The 17082-nt window shown below is 73.5% G+C and carries 14 protein-coding genes; all 14 read right to left on the reverse strand.

Annotation, left to right across the window (positions count from 1 at the left end; all coding sequences use genetic code 11):
• Positions 1 to 286: 286 nt before the first annotated feature.
• Complete coding sequence (locus tag D2L64_RS14060) at positions 287 to 1354, reverse strand: polyprenyl synthetase family protein (RefSeq protein ID WP_119576290.1); 1068 nt, start codon at positions 1352 to 1354, stop codon at positions 287 to 289.
• The gene (locus D2L64_RS14065) at positions 1351 to 2739 is read right to left on the reverse strand and encodes an alkaline phosphatase family protein (RefSeq protein WP_199714526.1); all 1389 of its coding nucleotides are present in this window, start codon (positions 2737 to 2739) and stop codon (positions 1351 to 1353) included. The genes D2L64_RS14060 and D2L64_RS14065 overlap by 4 nt, the downstream gene beginning before the upstream one ends.
• A gap of 58 nt (positions 2740 to 2797) precedes the next feature.
• Positions 2798 to 3991 (reverse strand): metabolite traffic protein EboE, encoded by a 1194-nt coding sequence (gene eboE, locus D2L64_RS14070; protein ID WP_119576296.1) that lies wholly within the window; start codon positions 3989 to 3991, stop codon positions 2798 to 2800.
• Positions 3991 to 4842, reverse strand: coding sequence for a TatD family hydrolase (locus tag D2L64_RS14075; protein WP_119576299.1), 852 nt, complete (start codon positions 4840 to 4842; stop codon positions 3991 to 3993). The genes eboE and D2L64_RS14075 overlap by 1 nt, the downstream gene beginning before the upstream one ends.
• Complete coding sequence (locus tag D2L64_RS14080; RefSeq protein WP_119576302.1) at positions 4842 to 5459, reverse strand: EboA domain-containing protein; 618 nt, start codon at positions 5457 to 5459, stop codon at positions 4842 to 4844. The genes D2L64_RS14075 and D2L64_RS14080 overlap by 1 nt, the downstream gene beginning before the upstream one ends.
• A complete protein-coding gene (locus tag D2L64_RS14085; protein ID WP_119576305.1) occupies positions 5456 to 6541 on the reverse strand; it encodes a sugar phosphate isomerase/epimerase family protein in 1086 nt (361 codons plus the stop codon). Before D2L64_RS14085 ends, D2L64_RS14080 begins: the two co-directional genes overlap by 4 nt.
• Positions 6538 to 7494 (reverse strand): SCO3242 family prenyltransferase, encoded by a 957-nt coding sequence (locus D2L64_RS14090; protein WP_119576307.1) that lies wholly within the window; start codon positions 7492 to 7494, stop codon positions 6538 to 6540. The genes D2L64_RS14085 and D2L64_RS14090 overlap by 4 nt, the downstream gene beginning before the upstream one ends.
• Positions 7478 to 8638, reverse strand: a complete 1161-nt coding sequence (locus tag D2L64_RS14095; RefSeq protein WP_119576310.1) for an inositol-3-phosphate synthase — start codon at positions 8636 to 8638, stop codon at positions 7478 to 7480. Before D2L64_RS14095 ends, D2L64_RS14090 begins: the two co-directional genes overlap by 17 nt.
• Before the next feature lie 475 nt (positions 8639 to 9113).
• Positions 9114 to 10289: a Gfo/Idh/MocA family protein gene (locus D2L64_RS14100; RefSeq protein ID WP_407663101.1), complete on the reverse strand. Its 1176-nt coding sequence runs from the start codon at positions 10287 to 10289 to the stop codon at positions 9114 to 9116.
• A gap of 56 nt (positions 10290 to 10345) precedes the next feature.
• On the reverse strand, positions 10346 to 11389 hold the full coding sequence (locus D2L64_RS14105; protein ID WP_119576316.1) for a substrate-binding domain-containing protein: 1044 nt from the start codon (positions 11387 to 11389) through the stop codon (positions 10346 to 10348).
• A 94-nt stretch (positions 11390 to 11483) separates the two neighbouring features.
• A complete protein-coding gene (locus tag D2L64_RS14110; RefSeq protein ID WP_119576319.1) occupies positions 11484 to 12599 on the reverse strand; it encodes an ABC transporter permease in 1116 nt (371 codons plus the stop codon).
• Entirely contained in the window at positions 12596 to 14164 is a 1569-nt protein-coding gene (locus D2L64_RS14115) for a sugar ABC transporter ATP-binding protein (RefSeq protein WP_119576322.1), read from the reverse strand. Before D2L64_RS14115 ends, D2L64_RS14110 begins: the two co-directional genes overlap by 4 nt.
• Before the next feature lie 52 nt (positions 14165 to 14216).
• Positions 14217 to 15395: an ROK family protein gene (locus tag D2L64_RS14120; RefSeq protein WP_119576325.1), complete on the reverse strand. Its 1179-nt coding sequence runs from the start codon at positions 15393 to 15395 to the stop codon at positions 14217 to 14219.
• Positions 15396 to 15566: 171 nt separating this feature from the next.
• Positions 15567 to 16739: a YihY/virulence factor BrkB family protein gene (locus D2L64_RS14125; RefSeq protein ID WP_233558944.1), complete on the reverse strand. Its 1173-nt coding sequence runs from the start codon at positions 16737 to 16739 to the stop codon at positions 15567 to 15569.
• Positions 16740 to 17082 lie beyond the last annotated feature (343 nt).

The following is a 17082-nucleotide window of genomic DNA, read 5'->3' on the forward strand; positions in this document are numbered from 1 at the left end:
GGGGTGGTCCCTTCCTGACGAGGAATGCCAGGGGGGCGCGCGCCGTCGCGCCGGATCCCGTAGCGGGGATGCGTCGCGCGGCCGATGGCCGGGGTGCCGGGCCGCGCGGTGTGGTGGGGGAGGTCGGAGGGTTACCGCGCCGCCGGTTCACCTCGACGAAACAATCTGGTACTAGCCACGACACTAAGTGCCATACTTCGATGTGTCCATACCTTCCGCCAGAGAGGCATGGACTTTCGTCTTTCTGATCAGAAGTTGGGAAGGCCGCCCACGGCGCGACGTCAGATCATCGCTGGCGGTCGATGGCCTGGGCGGCCAGCGCGGTCAGCGCGGCACGGCCCTCCCGGGTCACCGCGGTCCGGTCCAGCGCGGCCAGGGCGGCATCGGTACGCACCTTGATCATCTGTTCGATCTGGGCCCGCGCACCGGTACCGACGATGATCTCGCGCAGTTCGGCCGCACCCGCCGCGTCGAGGTCGGGATTGCCGAACAGCTCCCGCAGCCGGGCGCTCTGCGTCCGGTCGGCCGCGTCGCGGGCCAACGCCATCATCACCGTCGGCTTGCCCTCGCGCAGATCGTCCAGGATGGACTTGCCGGTCACCGCCGGATCACCGAAGACCCCGAGCACGTCGTCGCGGAGCTGGAAGGCGTCGCCCAGCGGGTCGCCGAACTCGGCCAGCGCGGCGACCAGCTCCGGCGCCGCCCCGGCCAACGTGGCGCCGATCTGCAACGGCCGGGTGACCGTGTAGCGGGCCGCCTTCATCCGGATCACGGTGAGCGCACTGGCCACCGAACCGCCACCCACCCCGGAGACCAGGTCGAGGTACTCCCCCGCGATCACCTCGGTACGCATCAGTGAGAAGACCGCGTACCCCCGGTGCACCGCCTCCGCGGCCAGCCCGCACTCGTGGAACATCTGGTCCGACCAGGCGGCGCAGAGGTCGCCGCAGAGCAGCGCGGTGTTGCGCCCGTACGCCTCCGGGTCGCCCCGCCAGGAGGACCGGGTGTGCAGGTCGGCGAAGATCCGGTGCACCGACGGCTCGCCCCGGCGCCGGTCGCTGCCGTCGAGGATGTCGTCGTGGATCAACGCGAACGCGTGGAACAGCTCCAACGCGGCGGCGGCCACCACGATCGGGCGGCCGTCCGGCGCACCGGCACCGCGCCAACCCCAGTAGCAGAACAGCGGCCGCAGCCGCTTGCCGCCGGCCAGCACGAACCGGTGCAGCGTGGTGAAGACCCCGCGCGGCGCCCCGTCCGGCCAGTCCGGATCCTGCCGGTCGAGGAACGCGGTCAACTCCGCGTCGAACCGGGCCCGCAGCTCGTCCGCGCCGGTCGGCGCCACCGTGACGGTCACGACCGCACCAACCCGGCCAGCTCCAGCAGCAGCCCCTTCACCTCCGTGGCGGCGAACCGCTCCCGGGCCACCGAAGGGTCGGAGCAGAGCAGCACCGGCCCGTCGGCCGGGTCGGCCGGCAACCGCCCGTGCGAACCCCGCACCGCCCGCGCCCCGGCGTCCAACCCGACCACGCTCATCAGGTACCGCAGGCCCAGCTTCTTACGGGCCAACGCAACCCCGGCCCGCCGCTTCGCCGCCCCCGGTGCGGCCGGGTCGAACAGGAGCTCCGCCGGGTCGTAGCCGGGTTTGCGGTGGATCTCGACCAGCCGGGCGAAGTCCGGCGCACGGGCGTCGTCGAGCCAGTAGTAGTAGGTGAACCAGGCATCCGGTTCGGCCACCAGCACCAGCTCACCGGCGCGCTCGTGGTCCAACCCGTGTGCCGCCTTGCCGTCGGCGTCGAGCACCTCGGCCACCCCGGGCAGCCCGGCGCAGAGCTTCGCCACCGCCGGGACGTCCGCCGGGTCGCGGACGTAGACGTGGGCGATCTGGTGGTCGGCGACCGCGAAGGCCCGCGACGTCCACGGATCGAGGTACTCCATGCCGGCCTGGGTGTGCACCCGCAGCAGCCCCTCGGCGCGCAGCAGCCGGTTGACGTCCACCGGCCGGGAGACGTCGGTGATGCCGTACTCGGAGAGCACCACCACCGTCGTGTCCCGGGCCTGCGCGGCGGCCAGCAGCGGGGCGAGCACCCCGTCCAACTCGGCCGCCGCGGCGGCGGCCCGCGACGAGGACGCGCCGAACCGCTGCAGGTCGTAGTCCAGGTGCGGTACGTAGACCAGGGTCAGATCCGGTGCCTGTTCGGCGAGGATCTGCTCGGCGGCCCGGCAGATCCACCGTGACGACGGCAGCCCCGCCCCCGGCCCCCAGTAGGTGAACAGCGGGAAGGTGCCCAACCGGTCGGTCAGCGCGTCGTGCAGCTCCGGCGGGTCGGTGTAGCAGTCCGGCTCCTTGCGGCCGTCGGCGTAGTAGACCGGGCGCGGCGTGACCGTCCAGTTCACGTCCGCACCCATCGCGTACCACCAGCAGACGTTGGCCACCGTGTAGTCCGGCCGGACCCGCCGGGCGGCCTGCCACAGCTTCTCCCCGCCGACCAGCGCGTTGTGCTGCCGCCACAGCAGCACCTCGCCGAGGTCCCGGAAGTACCAGCCGTTGCCGACGATCCCGTGCTCGGCGGGCAGCGCACCGGTGAGGAAGGTCGACTGCACCGAGCAGGTCACCGCCGGCAGCACCGTACCCAGTTCGGCGCGGAACCCGGTGTCGGCCACCGCCCGCAGCCGCGGCATGTGGGCCAGCAGGCGCGGGGTCAGCCCCACCACGTCCAGCACCAGAAGTTTCCGACTCATCCTAGTTCCGCCTTTGCTCGCGACTGCGGGGCTCGCAACACCGGCTCACTCCGCGCGCTCACGGGATCACCGCCGGTTCGGTCGAGGTCAGCCCGAGGGCGACCAGTTCGTCGCGGGCGAAGGCCAGCTCGGCGGCGATCCCGGCGGCCAGCTCCGCGTCGGTGCCGGGGCGCCGCGCCGCCGGCAACACCCCCCAGGTGTACGTCTCGACGTCGAGGTGGTCGCAGCCGGCGTCGGCACCGGTGAAGAGCGCGGCCAGCGCGGTGCGCAGTACCGGCAGGGTCGAGCCCAGCGGCGGCTCGGGTGGGGCGTGCAGCGGCACGTGGTAGTGCACCCGCCACGGGCCGGGCAGCCCGGCGGCCAGGGCGTCGTCGAGGTCGTCGGCCGCCCAGCCCGGACCGGCCGGGTCGTGGCCGGCGGCGGCGCAGTCGGCGGTGCGGGTCTGGTGCAGGAAGCGCGGTTCGACCCAGCGGCGCAGCGCGGCCGCGTCACCGGCCGGATCGGCCGCCGTCAGGGCGGCGGACACCTGCACCTTCACCACCGGCAGGCCGGCGGTGGCGAGGCGGTCGAGGGCGGTGGCCGGTTCCTCCCAGGCGCAGGCGAGGTGGGCCAGGTCCAGGCAGACGCCGAGCCGCCCGGTGTCCACGGCGGACAGCGCGGCGACCGCCTGGGCGCTGCTCTCCACCACGCAGCCGGGCTCCGGTTCGAAGCCGACCCGCACCGCCCGGCCGGTGTCGCGCTCGACGTCGGCCAGCCCGGCGGCCAGCTGGTCGAGGCGGCGGCGGGCGGCCTCGGCCCGGTCGGTGTCCCAGGGCGTGCGCCAGGCCAGCGGCAGGGTCGAGATCGACCCGCGGGCGGCGTCGTCGGGCAGCAGGTCGGCGAGGACCCGGGCCAGGTCCAGGGTGTACCGCAGGCGCTGCGGCGTGGTCCAGTCGGGGTGGTACACCGCGCCCTTGACCACCGGCGCCTGGAAGGCGGCGTACGGGAAGCCGTTGAGGGTGACCACCTCCAGGCCGCGTACGGTCAGCTCGGTGCGCAGCCGGCGGCGGGCGGCGGCGTCGGCGGCCAGTTCGGCGGCGACCGGGGCGGCCAGCCACAGGCCGAGCCCGAGCAGGTCGCCGCCGAGCGTCTCGCGGACCGGCACCGCGAAGCGGTCGAGCTGGGCGAGGATGCCGGCGAGATCCTCGGCGGGGTGCACGTTGGTGCAGTAGCCGAGGTGGACGGTGCGTCCACCGGCGTGCCGCAGCCGCATCAGCTGCCGCCGCGAAGGATCGAGTTGCCGGCGAAGGTGGCCGCCGCGGCGTCGGTGTCGTCGAGGTCCAGCCGTCCGGACTGGCCGTAGAACTCCACCGGGTTGCGCCAGAGCACCCGGTCCACGTCGTCGTCGGTGAACCCGGCGGCGAGCATCGCCTCGCCGGTGGCCCGGGTCAGCAGCGGATCCGAACGACCCCAGTCGGCGGCCGAGTTGACCAGCATCCGCTCGGTGCCGTACGCCTTGAGCAGCTCGACCATCCGGGGCGGGGACATCTTGGTGTCCGGGTAGATGGAGAAGCCGAGCCAGCAGCCGGTGTCCCGGACCTGCCGCACGGTCACCTCGTTGAGGTGGTCGAGCACCACCCGACCCGGCTCGATGCCCGACTCGGCGATCACGGCGAGGCTGCGGTCGACGCCCCGGGCCTTGTCCCGGTGCGGGGTGTGCACCATCGCCGGCAGGTCGTGCGCCACGGCCAGGGCGAGCTGGGCGGCGAAGGCGGCGTCCTCCTCGGGCGTCATCGAGTCGTACCCGATCTCGCCGACCGCCACCACGGCGTCCTTCTCCAGGTAGCGGGGCAGTACGTCGAGCACCGGCCGGCAGCGTGGGTCGTTGGCCTCCTTGGGGTTGAGGGCGACGGTGGCGTGGTGACGTACCCCGAACTGCCCGGCCCGGAACGGTTCCCAGCCGACCAGGGAGTCGAAGTAGTCGGTGAACGAGGCGACGCTGGTGCGCGGCTGGCCCAGCCAGAACGCCGGCTCGACCACCGCCCGCACGCCCGCGGCGGCCATCCGCTCGTAGTCGTCGGTGGTGCGGGACGTCATGTGGATGTGCGGGTCGAAGATGCGCATCACGCCTCCCTGTGGTGCGATCGGCTGGCGGCGGTCAGCCGGTCCAGCAGCGCGGTGGCGTCTTCGGGCATGCTCCGGCCGGCCGCCTGCCGCTCGGCGGCGAGCCCGGCGAGCATCGCCGCCAGTTCCCCGTCGGCGCGGGTGTCGAGGTCGGCCACCGCCGCCAGCGGCACGCCGGTGAAGACGCACTTGAGCACGGCCTGCCGCCAGGCGGGCGGGTCCAGATGCCTGGCGTACGGGCCGAGTGCGGCCGCGACCAGCCGGGTGTCGTTGGTACGCAGCGCGTCGTGCAGCAGCGGCACCCCGGCCGCGCCGATCGGCAGCAGCGGCAACGCCTTGAGCACGCCCCGTCGCTCGGCGGCGTCCCCGGTGCGGTAGAGCGTCTCGGCCTGCTCGGCGTGCCCGGCCGGCAGGCTGGCCAGCAGTAGCGCGCGAGCCGCCTCGTCGGCAGTCCAGCCGGGCAGGTCGGGCAGGTCGGCCCGACCGCAGCGGCGCCCGACGGCCGGGAAGTACCGCGCGATCGTGGTCGGCTCCGCCGCCACCGCGTGCAGTGCCGCCGCCAGCCAGTCCGGGTCGGGTACGCCGCGCAGGGCGGCCCGCAGCTCGTCCGGGGTCATCTCCGCACCTCCTCGTCCGCTCGACACCGTTGGGGCGAAACGGCGTGATCAGATCGGTCTTGATGCCGCCGTTGCGGCGAAACGGTGCCGGCGTCCGGGCGCCGGCCGGGCGAAACGGTGCCGGTGTCCGGGCCGGTGTCCGGGCCGGTGTCCGGGCGCCGGTCGGGCGGTCGGGTGCCAGCCGCCGCGTGCAGGAAGTTCAGCGAGTGGGCGGCGACGGTGGGGGCGGCGTGCGAGTGGCGGGGCAACTCGACGGCGACCAGCCCCCGGTAGCCGACCTCGCGCAGCGCGGCCAGCACCGGCGGGAAGTCGATCTCGCCGGTGCCGAACTCCAGGTGCTCGTGCACGCCCCGCCGCATGTCGTCGATCTGCACGTTGACCAGGTGCGCGGCGACCTCGCGTACGCACTGCGGCACCGGCCACGGTTCCAGGCAGCGGCAGTGTCCGATGTCGAGGGTGATGCCCAGGCTCTCCGGCTCGTCGAGGGCGGCGTACAGGCGGCGCCAGTCGGCGATGTCCTCGACCAGCATGCCCGGTTCGGGTTCGAAGCCCAGCGTCACCCCGGCCACGGCGGCCGCGTCGACCACCGTGGCGCAGCCGGCCACCAGGCGCTCCCAGGCCAGTGCCGGCGGCACCGTCTCGGGCCGGACACCGGCCCAGAAGGAGACCGCCTCGGCGCCGAGATCCGCGCCGATCGCCACCGCGCGGCGCAGGAACTCCACCCGGCGGGCGGGTTCGTCGTGCAGCAGCGTCGGAGCGTGCTTGTGCCACGGGTCGAGCAGGTACCGGGCGCCGGTCTCGATCACCACCGCCAGGTCGAGCGCCGCCAGCCGGCGCGCCACGGCGTCGACCCGGCGGACCAGCTCCGGCGCGAACGGGTCGAGGTGGTCGTGGTCGAGGGTGAGCGCGACACCGGCGTACCCGAGGTCGGCGATCACCGCGAGAGCGTCGTCGAGGCGATGGTTGGCGAACCCGTTGGTGCCGTAGCCGAACCGCAGACCGCCGGGGCTCGCGTCCTGACTCGCACCGAGGCTTCCGTCCGGGCCCGCACCGGGGCTCACGGAGGTGGCGGCGGCGGTCATGTCGGGGACACCTTCCGGGCCAGCCGCCGGCCCAGGGGGGCCGCCGCGGCCACCGCCAGCCCGAGCAGGCCGGCACCGGCGCGGGCGGTCAACGCGCCCTGCAACGCCGGCAGGCCGGTGATGCCGGCGCCGACCGCCGACCGGACCCGACCGGCGTCGGGCCGGGCCAGCACCCGGGCCTGGGCACCGCCGTAGCGGGCGGCGTACCAGGCGGAGAGGACGGCCGGCAGCGCCGCCGCCACGGTGGCGGCGACCCGGCGGCCGGCTCCCGGCCGGGTGACCGGGCCGACGGCTTCCCTACGGGTCCGTGCCCCACCACCGGCGGTGCCGGCGCTTCGCCGGGGTGTCCGGGGCGGGAGCGCGGCGCTCGCGGCGACCAGGGCGGTGCCGGCGAGGGTACGCGTCGGCAGCGCCCGGTCGGCGCCGCTGACCTCGCGGCGGGACAGTTCGGTGACGGTCCAGGTGTGCGCGGCGACGGTCAGCGCCGCCGGCAGCGCCCGGACCGGGCGGCCGTTGGCGGCGCCGAGCAGCACGTCCAGCCCCCGGCAGGCGGCCATCACGACCGGTCCGGCGGCGGTGTTCTTGGCCGCCAGGTCGTACCCCCAGACGGCCGCGGCCAGCGGCAGCGCGACGGCGGCGGCCCGGCGGCCTCCGGCGGCGGCGGCGAGACCGACGCCCGCGGCGGTCAGACCGGCGGCGAGACCGACCGCGAGGCCGGGACCGACCCGACCGCTGGGGATCGGCCGCTCGGGACGTTCGACGGCGTCCAACTCGCGGTCGGCCCAGTCGTTGGCGGCCATACCGGCCCAGTAGAGCAGGACCGACGCGCCGGCCAGCGCGGGCGTACGCGGGCCGAGCGCGCCCGCCGCGGCGGCACCGGCGACCACGTCACCGGGTACCGAGAGCGCGGCCGGGGCGCGGACCAGCTCGGCGAGATCAGCCGCGCGGATCATCGCTGCCTCCGACGTGCAGGTGTCGGGCGAACTCGCACAGCCGGGTCCACTGGTCGGCCAGGGCGTGCGTGCCGGCGCCGAGCGGATCCTTGAAGAAGAAGGCGAGTTCGGTCAGCGGCCCGGTACGGCCGGCGGCGTGCGCGGCGGCGGTGAGCCGGGCCAGGTCGAGCACGAGCGGGGCGGCCAACGCCGAGTCGCAGCCGTGCCAGGTGAACTCCAGCCGCATCCCGGTGCCGAGGAACCCGGCGAAGGTGACCAGATCCCAGGCGGTCTTGAAGTCGCCCAGTTCCTCGACGTAGTCGATGCGGGTGTCGCCCTGCGGCAGGTAGCCCAGCGTCTCGCCGAGCACCCGCTGCTTGCTGCGTACCTTGGCGGCGTTGGCGGCCGGTTCGGCCAGGGTGGCGCCGTCGCCGCCGCCGAGCAGATTGGTGCCGGACCAGGAGCGCACCCGCAGGTTGCGCATCGCGAACATCGGCGCCAGCACCGACTTGAGCAGGGTCTCCCCGGTCTTGCCGTCGTGTCCGGCGTACGGCACCCGGTGGGCGTCGGCCAGCGCGGTCAGGGCCGGCAGCCGCAGCCCGGTCGACGGGGTGAAGTCGACGTACGGGCAGCCCGCCGTGACCGCCGCGTACGCGTACAGCGAGCTGGGCGGCAGCACCTCGTCCGGGCCGCCCAGCGCGGTCCGCAGCGCGGCCGGGTCGGCGTGTGCCGGGTGCGGGTCGGGGACCGGTTCGGTGGCGGCGACGTTGACCACGACGACCCGGGACAGGCCGTGCCGTTCGCGGAATCCGGTGAGGTCGTGCAGCAGCGTGGCGGCCCGGTCGGCCTGGCTGCCCCCGGTGGGGGCCGGACGCAGCTCCTGCTCGACCACGGCCAGTTCCTCGGTCAGCGCGGCGACCAGCCGGGCGGGCAGCACCCCGGCGGCGGCGAGCGCCTCGGCGCGTTTGGCCAGCGGGGTGGTGACCACGTCGTGCCCGCCGAAGACCAGGTCGGCGAAGGCCGGCAGGGCGGCGCCGCGCACGGCGGGCAGCTCGGTGACGCAGCCGGTGGGCCCGGTGAGCCCGGCCCGCAGGGCGAGCGCTCCGACGATGCTGGTGGTCGCGACCGAGCCACGCGCCCCCACCAGCCAGACACCCGTACGCATGGCGCTCCTTCCCGGTCGATCCGACTGTTCGGGGGGTGTTGCGCCCCGCCCGCCGTCCGCTCCGGTGCAAGCTCACCGGGCCGGCGCCGACGTCGGCGGCGGCGCCGCCGGTCCGGTGATCCGGAGCGGTACGGACGGACGGGGCTGGCAGGCAGGGGCGGTCGGCGTCGCACCCCTGCCTCCCCCGCATCCGGCCGGCCGCAAGGCAGCGCGGACGACCGGACGACGTCTGGTGGGTGCCGCCCCGGGCGTTCCCGGGACGGGTGGCGGCCCGCAGGTCGCCGGGTGGCGGCCCGCAGGTCGCCGGGTGGCGGCCCTCCGGCGCGGCCGGGGAATCCCGGTCCGACCACGCCGGAGGAACCGCGTTGCTCGTGCCGTCGGGCCGCCGGGCCCGGGGCACAACCTTCGGTGTCGACCCGTTCCGGCCGCGGGGCGCAACCGCGGCCGGCCCTCGCCGGTCGGCACCGGAGGTGGCTCAGGCGGCGGTGACCGCCGTAAGGGCCGGCTCCACCTTGGTCCACGAGGAACCCAGCTCGGCCGACTGGACCACCGCGTCCAGCACCAGCTGCACCTGCAACGCCTCGGCGAAGGACGGACTCGGGTCGGCCCCGGTCGCCACCGCCTCGATGAAGTCGCGCATCTGGTGGGTGAAGGAGTGCTCGTACCCGATGATGTGGCCCGGCGGCCACCAGGCCGACAGGTACGGGTGCTCGCTCTCGGTCACCAGGATCCGGCTGAAGCCCTGCTCGGCGACGGGCCGCGTCGCGTCGTAGTACTCCAGCTCGTTGAGCCGCTCCAGGTCGAAGGCGAGGGTGCCCAGCGACCCGTTGATCTCTACACGGAGGGCGTTCTTGCGCCCGGTGGCGAACCGCGTCGCCTCGTACGTGCCGAGGGCTCCGCCGTCGAGCCGGGCCACGAAGACCGCCGCGTCGTCGACGGTCACCGGGCCGGTGGCGGTGGCGCCGTCGGCCTGTGCGGCAAGTCCACTGGACTCGGTGGGCAGCGGGCGTTCCTTGACGAAGGTCTCGGTCACCGCGCTGACGCCGGTGATCTGCTGCCCGGTGACGTACTGGGTGAGGTCGATGATGTGCGCACCGATGTCACCCAGCGCTCCCGAACCCGACACCTCCTTGCGCAGCCGCCAGACCAGCGGGAACTGCGGGTCCACGATCCAGTCCTGCAGGTAGCTGGCCCGGACGTGCCGGATCTCGCCGAGCCGCCCGTCGGCGACCAGCTGGCGCATCAACGCCACCGCGGGTACCCGCCGATAGTTGAACCCGCACATCGAGAGCGCCCCACCGGCCCGGGCGGTGGCCGCCGCGGCGGCCATCTCCCTGGCCTCGGCGACCGTGTTGGCCAGCGGCTTCTCGCACAGCACGTGCTTGCCGGCGGCCAACGCGGCCAGGGCGATCTCGGCATGGCTGTCACCCGGTGTGCAGATGTCGACGATGTCGATATCCGGCCGGTTGACCAGCTCCCGCCAGTCCGTCGTGTGCTCCTCCCAGCCGAGCCGGTCGGCGGCCTCGGCCACCTTCCCGGCGTCCCGGCCGCAGACGGCCACCATCCGGGCCCGCGCCGGCAGGTCGTACACCCGGTTCACGGTGCGCCACGCCTGTGAGTGCGCGGCGCCCATGAACGCGTAGCCGACCATGCCGACCCGCAGTTCGTTCTCTGTCGTGGACAAGGTTGGGTCTCCCCCCGGTTGTGTCAGAACCCGAGCTTGAGGTAGTTGCTCGCGTTCTCCTTGGTGATCGTTTCGGAGGCGAGCACGATCTCCTTGGGCACCTGGAGCTCCACCAGGTCGGACATGCCCCGGTCCTGGCCGATCAGGCGGGCCAGGGAGATCGCCGAGGAGGCCATCGACGGGCTGTAGGTCACCGTGGCCTTGAGCACCGTGTTGTCCGCCTGGATGTCCTCCATCGCCTTCTTCGAGCCGGCGCCGCCGACCATGAAGAACTCGCTGCGGTTGGCCTGGCTGAACGCGGCCAGCACGCCGATGCCCTGGTCGTCGTCGTGGTTCCAGATCGCGTCGATCTTCGGCAGGGCCTGGAGCAGCTGGCTGGCCTCCCGCTGGCCGGAGTCGACGGTGAACTCCGCCGCCCGCCGGTTGGCCACCTTGAAACCGTGCTGGGCCAGGGTGTCGTTGAAGCCCTGGGTGCGCTCCTGGGTCAGCTCCAGCGAGTCGATACCGGCGATCTCGGCGATCACCGGGTTGCTGACGCCCTTGGCCTTGAGCTGCTCGACGATGAAGGTGGCCGCGGCGACGCCCATGCCGTAGTTGTCGCCCTTGATCTGCAACCGGTACGCCTTGGCGTCCGGGAAGGCCCGGTCCAGGTTGACCACCGGGATGCCGGCCTGCATCGCCTCCAGGCCGAACGAGTTGAGTTCCTTGCCGTCGTGCGGCAGCAGCACGATCACGTCGGGCTTCTGCGAGATCAGCGTGGACAGCGCCGCCCGCTGGGCGGCCGCGTCCGCGCCCGCCTCGACGGTCTTGAACTCCACGTCGGAGTACGCCCCGGCCTGCGCCTTGGCGTTGTTGGTGATCGCGGCGATCCAGCCGTGGTCGGCGGCCGGTGCGGAGAAGCCGATGGTCACCTGCTTGCCGGGCTCGGCGTTGCCACCGCCGTCGGCCGCCTTGGTCTGCGCCTCGGTCGGCGTCTGCTGCTCGTTGCTGGTGCAGGCGGCGAGCAGTACGCCGGTGCCGATGGCCGCCCCGCCGAAGAGCAGCCGGCGGCGACTGTGCTGGGTCATGACGACCTCCTGGTTATCAGTGGTGGAGAGGGATTCTGGGTGTGCTCGGCCCGGCCACCGTCGAGTCCGCTGGTGGCCTGGTGGAAAGGGGACTTCAGCTGGTGGTCATCCGGTTGCGGCGGAAGAACTGGGACAGGCTGCCGAACTGGATCTGCTGGATCAGGACGGCGGCGACGATGATGCCGCCCTTGACCATGTTCTGTGCCTCCGTGGAGAGGCCGTTGATGGCGAAGAGGTTGGTGATGGTGGCGAAGATGATCACACCGAGCAGGGAACCGATGATGGTGCCCCGCCCGCCGCTGAGCAGCGTGCCACCGATGATCACGGCGGCGATCGCGTCCAGCTCGTAGAGGTTCGCCATCGCCGCCTGGGCCGAGGTGGCCTGGGCGGTGAGCATGATGGCGGCGATACCGCAGCACAGCCCGGAGAGCGCGTAGAGCAGGAGGGTGTGCCGCTTGACGTTGATACCGGCCAGCCGGGCGGCCTCCGGGTTGCCGCCGACGGCGACCGTACGCCGGCCGAAGGTGGTGCGGTTGAGCAGCACCCAACCACCGGCGACCACCAGGGCCAGGATGTAGACCAGCAGCGGGATGCCGAGCAGGTCGTTGCTGGCGATGCCGTTGATCACGCTGCTCTGCGAGATCTGGGTCTGCTTGTCGGAGATCTCGGCGGCCAGTCCCCGGGCGGCCACCAGCATGGCCAGCGTGGCGATGAACGGCACCAGTCGCCCGTACGCGATGAGCGCGCCGTTGACCAGGCCGACCGCGATCCCGACGACGATCGCGGTGAAGATCATGCCACCCGCGCCGAAGCTCTGCGTGGCGACCGTGGTGCACCAGACTCCGGCCAGCGCGACGATCGCGCCGACCGACAGGTCGATGCCGCCGCCGATGATGACGAAGGTCATCCCGACGGTGACCACCCCGACCACCGAGGCGAGCTTGAGGATGCTGAGCATGTTCGCCCAGACCCAGTCGGGGTTGGCGTAGAGGTCGGAGCGGGTGGCCGCGCCGATCACGAAGAGCACCAGCAGCACCCCGATCAGGGCGAGGTTGCGCTTGGCGCCCTCACCGCCGTCGCCGTGCCACCAGGAGAGCCGGCCGGCGCCGGCCGGCGCGGCCGCGGCCCGGTGTCCGGCCGCCTCGGTCTCGGCCGGGTCCACCGGCGGTGACTGCGCGGGCAGCTTGGTCGTGGGCGGACTATCGGTCATGCCGCTGCGCCTTCCATCAGGGACCCCGCCATCACGAGGTCGAGCACGGTGGGTTCGTCGAGTTCGTCGGCGGGGGCGGTCCGCACGACCCGCCCTTCCCGCATCACCAGGACCCGGTCGGCCAGGCCGAGCACCTCGGGCACCTCGCTGGAGACCAGCAGCACCCCGACGCCCTGTGCGGCGAGATCCCGGATCACCTGGTACAGCTCGGCCCGGGCACCCACGTCCACGCCCCGGGTGGGTTCGTCCAGCAGCAGCAGGCGGGTGCCGCCGAGCAGCCAGCGCCCGACCACCACCTTCTGCTGGTTGCCGCCGGAGAGGGTGCGCACCGGCCGGCTGACGTCGCGGGGGCGCATCTCCAGGCTCTCGGCGATCCGGTCCGCCTCGGCCCGTTCCTTCCCGACGTCGGTGAACCCGAGCCGGGCGTAGCGGGCGAACGTGGCGAGCGTGACGTTGCGGTAGATGGGTTCGCCGAGCAGCAGCGCCTGGCTCTTGCGCTCCTCGGGGGCCATGCCCATGCCGGCGCGTACGGCCGCACCGACGCTGCCGGGCGGCAGCGTCCTGCCAGCCATCCGGACGGTGCCCGCCTCGGCTCGACGCGCCCCGTAGATGGTCTCCAGCACCTCGGAGCGGCCGGAGCCGACCAGCCCGGCGATGCCGACGATCTCGCCGGCCCGGACGCTGAGCGACACGTCGGCGAACTCGCCGGACCGGCTCAGCCCCGCCACTTCGAGCAGTTCCTCGCCCGCGCCGGTGTCGGCGGGACGGTCCGGGAAGACGTACTCGATGGTGCGGCCGGTCATCCGGGAGACCAGGTCCCGGGTCGGGGTGTCGCGGGCCGGCAGGTTCGCGGCGGTGGTCCGGCCGTCCTTGAGTACGGTCACCCGGTCGCCGATCTCGCGGATCTCCTCCAGCCGGTGCGAGATGTAGATGACCGCGATGCCCTGCGCGGTCAGCTCCCGGATGATCCGGAAGAGGTTGCCGACCTCGTCGTGGGCGAGCACCGCGCTCGGCTCGTCCATGATGATCAGTCGGGCCTCGTGGGAGAGCGCCCGGGCCATGCTGACCACCTGCTTGCCGGCCGCCGGCAGCGCCCGGACCATCCGGCTCGGCGGGATCTCGGCGTGGCCGAGCCGACCGAGGATCTGCCGGGTACGGCGGGCCATCTGGCCGCGACGGATGAAGCCGAGGCTGCGCGGCTCGTGGCCGAGGAAGGTGTTCTCCGCCACCGAGAGATCCTCGACCAGGTCGAGTTCCTGGTAGATGGTGGCGATCCCGGCGCGCATCGCGGCCTGCGGGTTGGCGAAGTTCACCGGTTCGCCCCGCCACTGCACCAGCCCAGAGTCGGGCCGGTGCACCCCGGCGAGCACCTTGATCAGGGTGGACTTTCCGGCGCCGTTCTGCCCGAGCAGGCAGTGCACCTCACCCGCGCGGACCTCCAGCTGCACGCCGTCCAGCGCGCGTACGCCGGGAAAGGTCTTCACCACGTCGGACAGCCGCAGCACCACCTCGCCGGCGACGGTGCCGGCGGGTGCCTCGACCAGGGGACGTCCGGTCTCGCTCATGCCGGCCCTCCACTCCACTGCGTGCGTTGACGATCCGTTGACTGACAGCCGGTCACGCCGCCTCCCCGAAGGCGAGGTCGCTGGCGAGCACGGCGGCACCGGCGACGCCGGCCCGTGGACCCAGCTCGGAGAGCACCACCGGAAGGTTCCCGGTGGCCAGCGGCAGCGAGCGGCGGTAGACGACGCTGCGGATCTCGGCGAGCAGGACGTGCCCGAGCTGGGCCAGGCCACCGCCGATCACGATCATCGAGGGGTTGGTGAAGCTGACCAGTCCGGCGAGGACGCCGCCGACCCGTCGGCCGCCCTCGCGGATGAGCTGGATGCAGGTCACGTCCCCCTCGACGGCACCGGCGGCGACGTCCAGGGCGGTCACGGCGCCGTTGGCGGCGAGCCGTTCGGCCAGCGCGGGTGAGGCGCCGGCCCGGGCCGCGGCGGTGGCGTCCTTGGCCAGCGCGGCACCGCTGAACAGCGCCTCCAGGCAGCCGGCGTTGCCGCACGAGCAGACCGGGCCGTGCGGGTCGACCTGGATGTGGCCGATGTCCCCGGCGCAGCCGTCGGTGCCCCGGTAGACCTCGCCGCTGAGGTAGATGCCGCACCCGATGCCGGTGCCGATCTTGACGAAGAGGAAGTCGTCGACCGAGTGGGCGACCCCGCCGTGCCGCTCGCCGATGGCCATGATGTTGACATCGTTGTCGACCACGGCCGGGCAGCCGTGCTCCCGGGAGAGCAGCTCACGCACGGGGAACCGGTCCCAGCCGGGCATGATCGGCGGGGAGACGGGCACCCCGTCGCGGAAGCTGACCGGGCCGGGTACGCCGACGCCGACGGCGTCCAGCCGCCCGTACACGCCGTCCACCTTGGCCTTGTGCAGCAGCTCGTTGACCCGTTGCAGGGTGGCCTTGGGCCCGGTGCGGATGTCGGCCGGCTCGGCGTACGCGGCGACCGGTTCCAGCCGGCCGTTGACCACCTCGACGTCGATGGAGCTGGCGCCCAGGTCGACGGCGGCGAACCGCAGCTGCGGGTTCAGCTCGACCAGGGTGGAGCGTCGGCCGCCGCGCGAGGCCGCCTTGCCGGCCTCGGCGACGTAGCCGAGGGTGACCAGCCGTTCCAGCTCGGTCAGCAGCCGGGGGCGGGGCATCTGCAGGCGGTCGGCCAGCTCGGCCCGGGACAGCGCGCCCTCGTCGCGGAGCAACCGCAACAACCGCACATGCAGGGGGTCGGCGGTGTGCACAGCTCACCTCTCCACCGGGGCTCGTTCACATCGATGAAACGTCGACGTGTGGTGCCCGACACAGTAGGAGGCTTCGGTGCGCGTTGTCCAGACCTTAGAACGAATCAACGCCAACTTTTGCTTGATCTAACAAAAGCTACCGGACTGGTGGCTCCAACGCCGGCCGAGAGGTCAGGATCTACCCGGAGGGTCACCCTCCGTACGCAGTTTGCGATCGTCGCGCAGTTCGACGTACGGCTCCCGGTCGACCGGGCGCAGCCCGCCGGCGATCGCCCGGCCGCGCGCCAACTCGGCGTCGAACTCGGCGCCGAGCAGGATCGCGACGTTGCTCAACCAGAGCCAGACCAGGAAGACGATGACGCCGGCGAGCGCCCCGTAGGTCTTGTTGTAGGAGCCGAAGTTGGCCACGTAGAGCGCGAAGGCACCGGAGACCAACAGCCACAGCAGCACCGCCAGCAGACCGCCCGGGCTCACCCAGCGGAAGCCACCCTGCCGCGCGTTCGGTGACGCCCAGTACAGGATCGCGAACATCAGACTGACCAGGACCAGTAGCACCGGCCACTTGGCGATGTCCCACACCGTCACCGCCGTACTGCCGACGCCCAGCGCCGAACCGACGTGCTCGGCGAACCGACCGGTGAAGACCACGATCACGGCGCTGGCCAGCAGCAACACCCCGATCACCGCGGTCACCCCGACCCGGGTCGGCAGGGTCTTCCAGATCGGCCGCCCCTCGGGCACGTCGTAGATCGTGTTCGAGGCGCGCATGAAGGCCGCCACGTACCCGGAGGCCGACCAGAAGGCCGCCAGCAGACCGACGATCGCGGCCAGCCCGGCCAGCCCCCCGTTCTGCTGGGCCTGGTCGAGGGCGGCCTCGATGATCTGACGGATGTTCTGTTCCGGCACCGCCTGCCCGACGGTGTCCCGGACCCCCTGGGTCGCGGTCGGTCCGAGCAGGCCGAGCAGCGACACCAGGACCAGCAGACCCGGAAAGATCGACAGTACGCCGTAGTAGGTGAGCGCCGCGGCCCAGTCGGTCAACCGGTCCGCGCTGAACTCCCGCATCGTGCGGCGCAGCGCCGCCACCCACTCGCCCCGGCTCAGCGCGGCAGGTCGATCAGGAGCGTCTTCGCCCGGCCGCGCACCGTCGGGCGTGGCCGCCTCGGCCGAGGCGTCCTCGCCCGGCCCCTGCCCGCCGGCCGTCGACCCGACCGACACCGCGCCACCCGAACGCCGCTCGTCCGCATCCGTGGCCGCGGTCGGCTGGTCCGCTCGGGGATACCCGGGCCCGGTCGGCCGCTCGGGACCGCGCCCACCCGGATGGGAAGCATTCTGCGAGGCCATGGCCCCTCCCTCGGTTCGGTGTCGCCGCCCTGAGACATGCCCGGCCACCGGCGTCGCGTAACCACCCGGCGTGGCCCGCCACCCCGACCACCCCGACCGCAACCCCGACCGCCGACCCGACCGCCACCCCAGCCACCCCGACCGCCACCCCAGCCACCCCGACCACCCCGGCCACCCCGACCCGCCCCCCCCGCCCCCCCCACCCCCCCCCCCCCCCCCCCCCCCTCCCCCCGCCCCCCCCCCCCCCCCACCCCCCCGCCCCCCCCCCCCCCCTCCCCCGCCCCCCCCCCCCCCCCCCACACCCCCCCCCCCCCCCCTCCCGCCCCCCCCCCCACCCGTTCAC

The sequence above is a fragment of the Micromonospora radicis genome, from assembly GCF_003583405.1.
Taxonomy (GTDB): domain Bacteria; phylum Actinomycetota; class Actinomycetes; order Mycobacteriales; family Micromonosporaceae; genus Micromonospora; species Micromonospora radicis.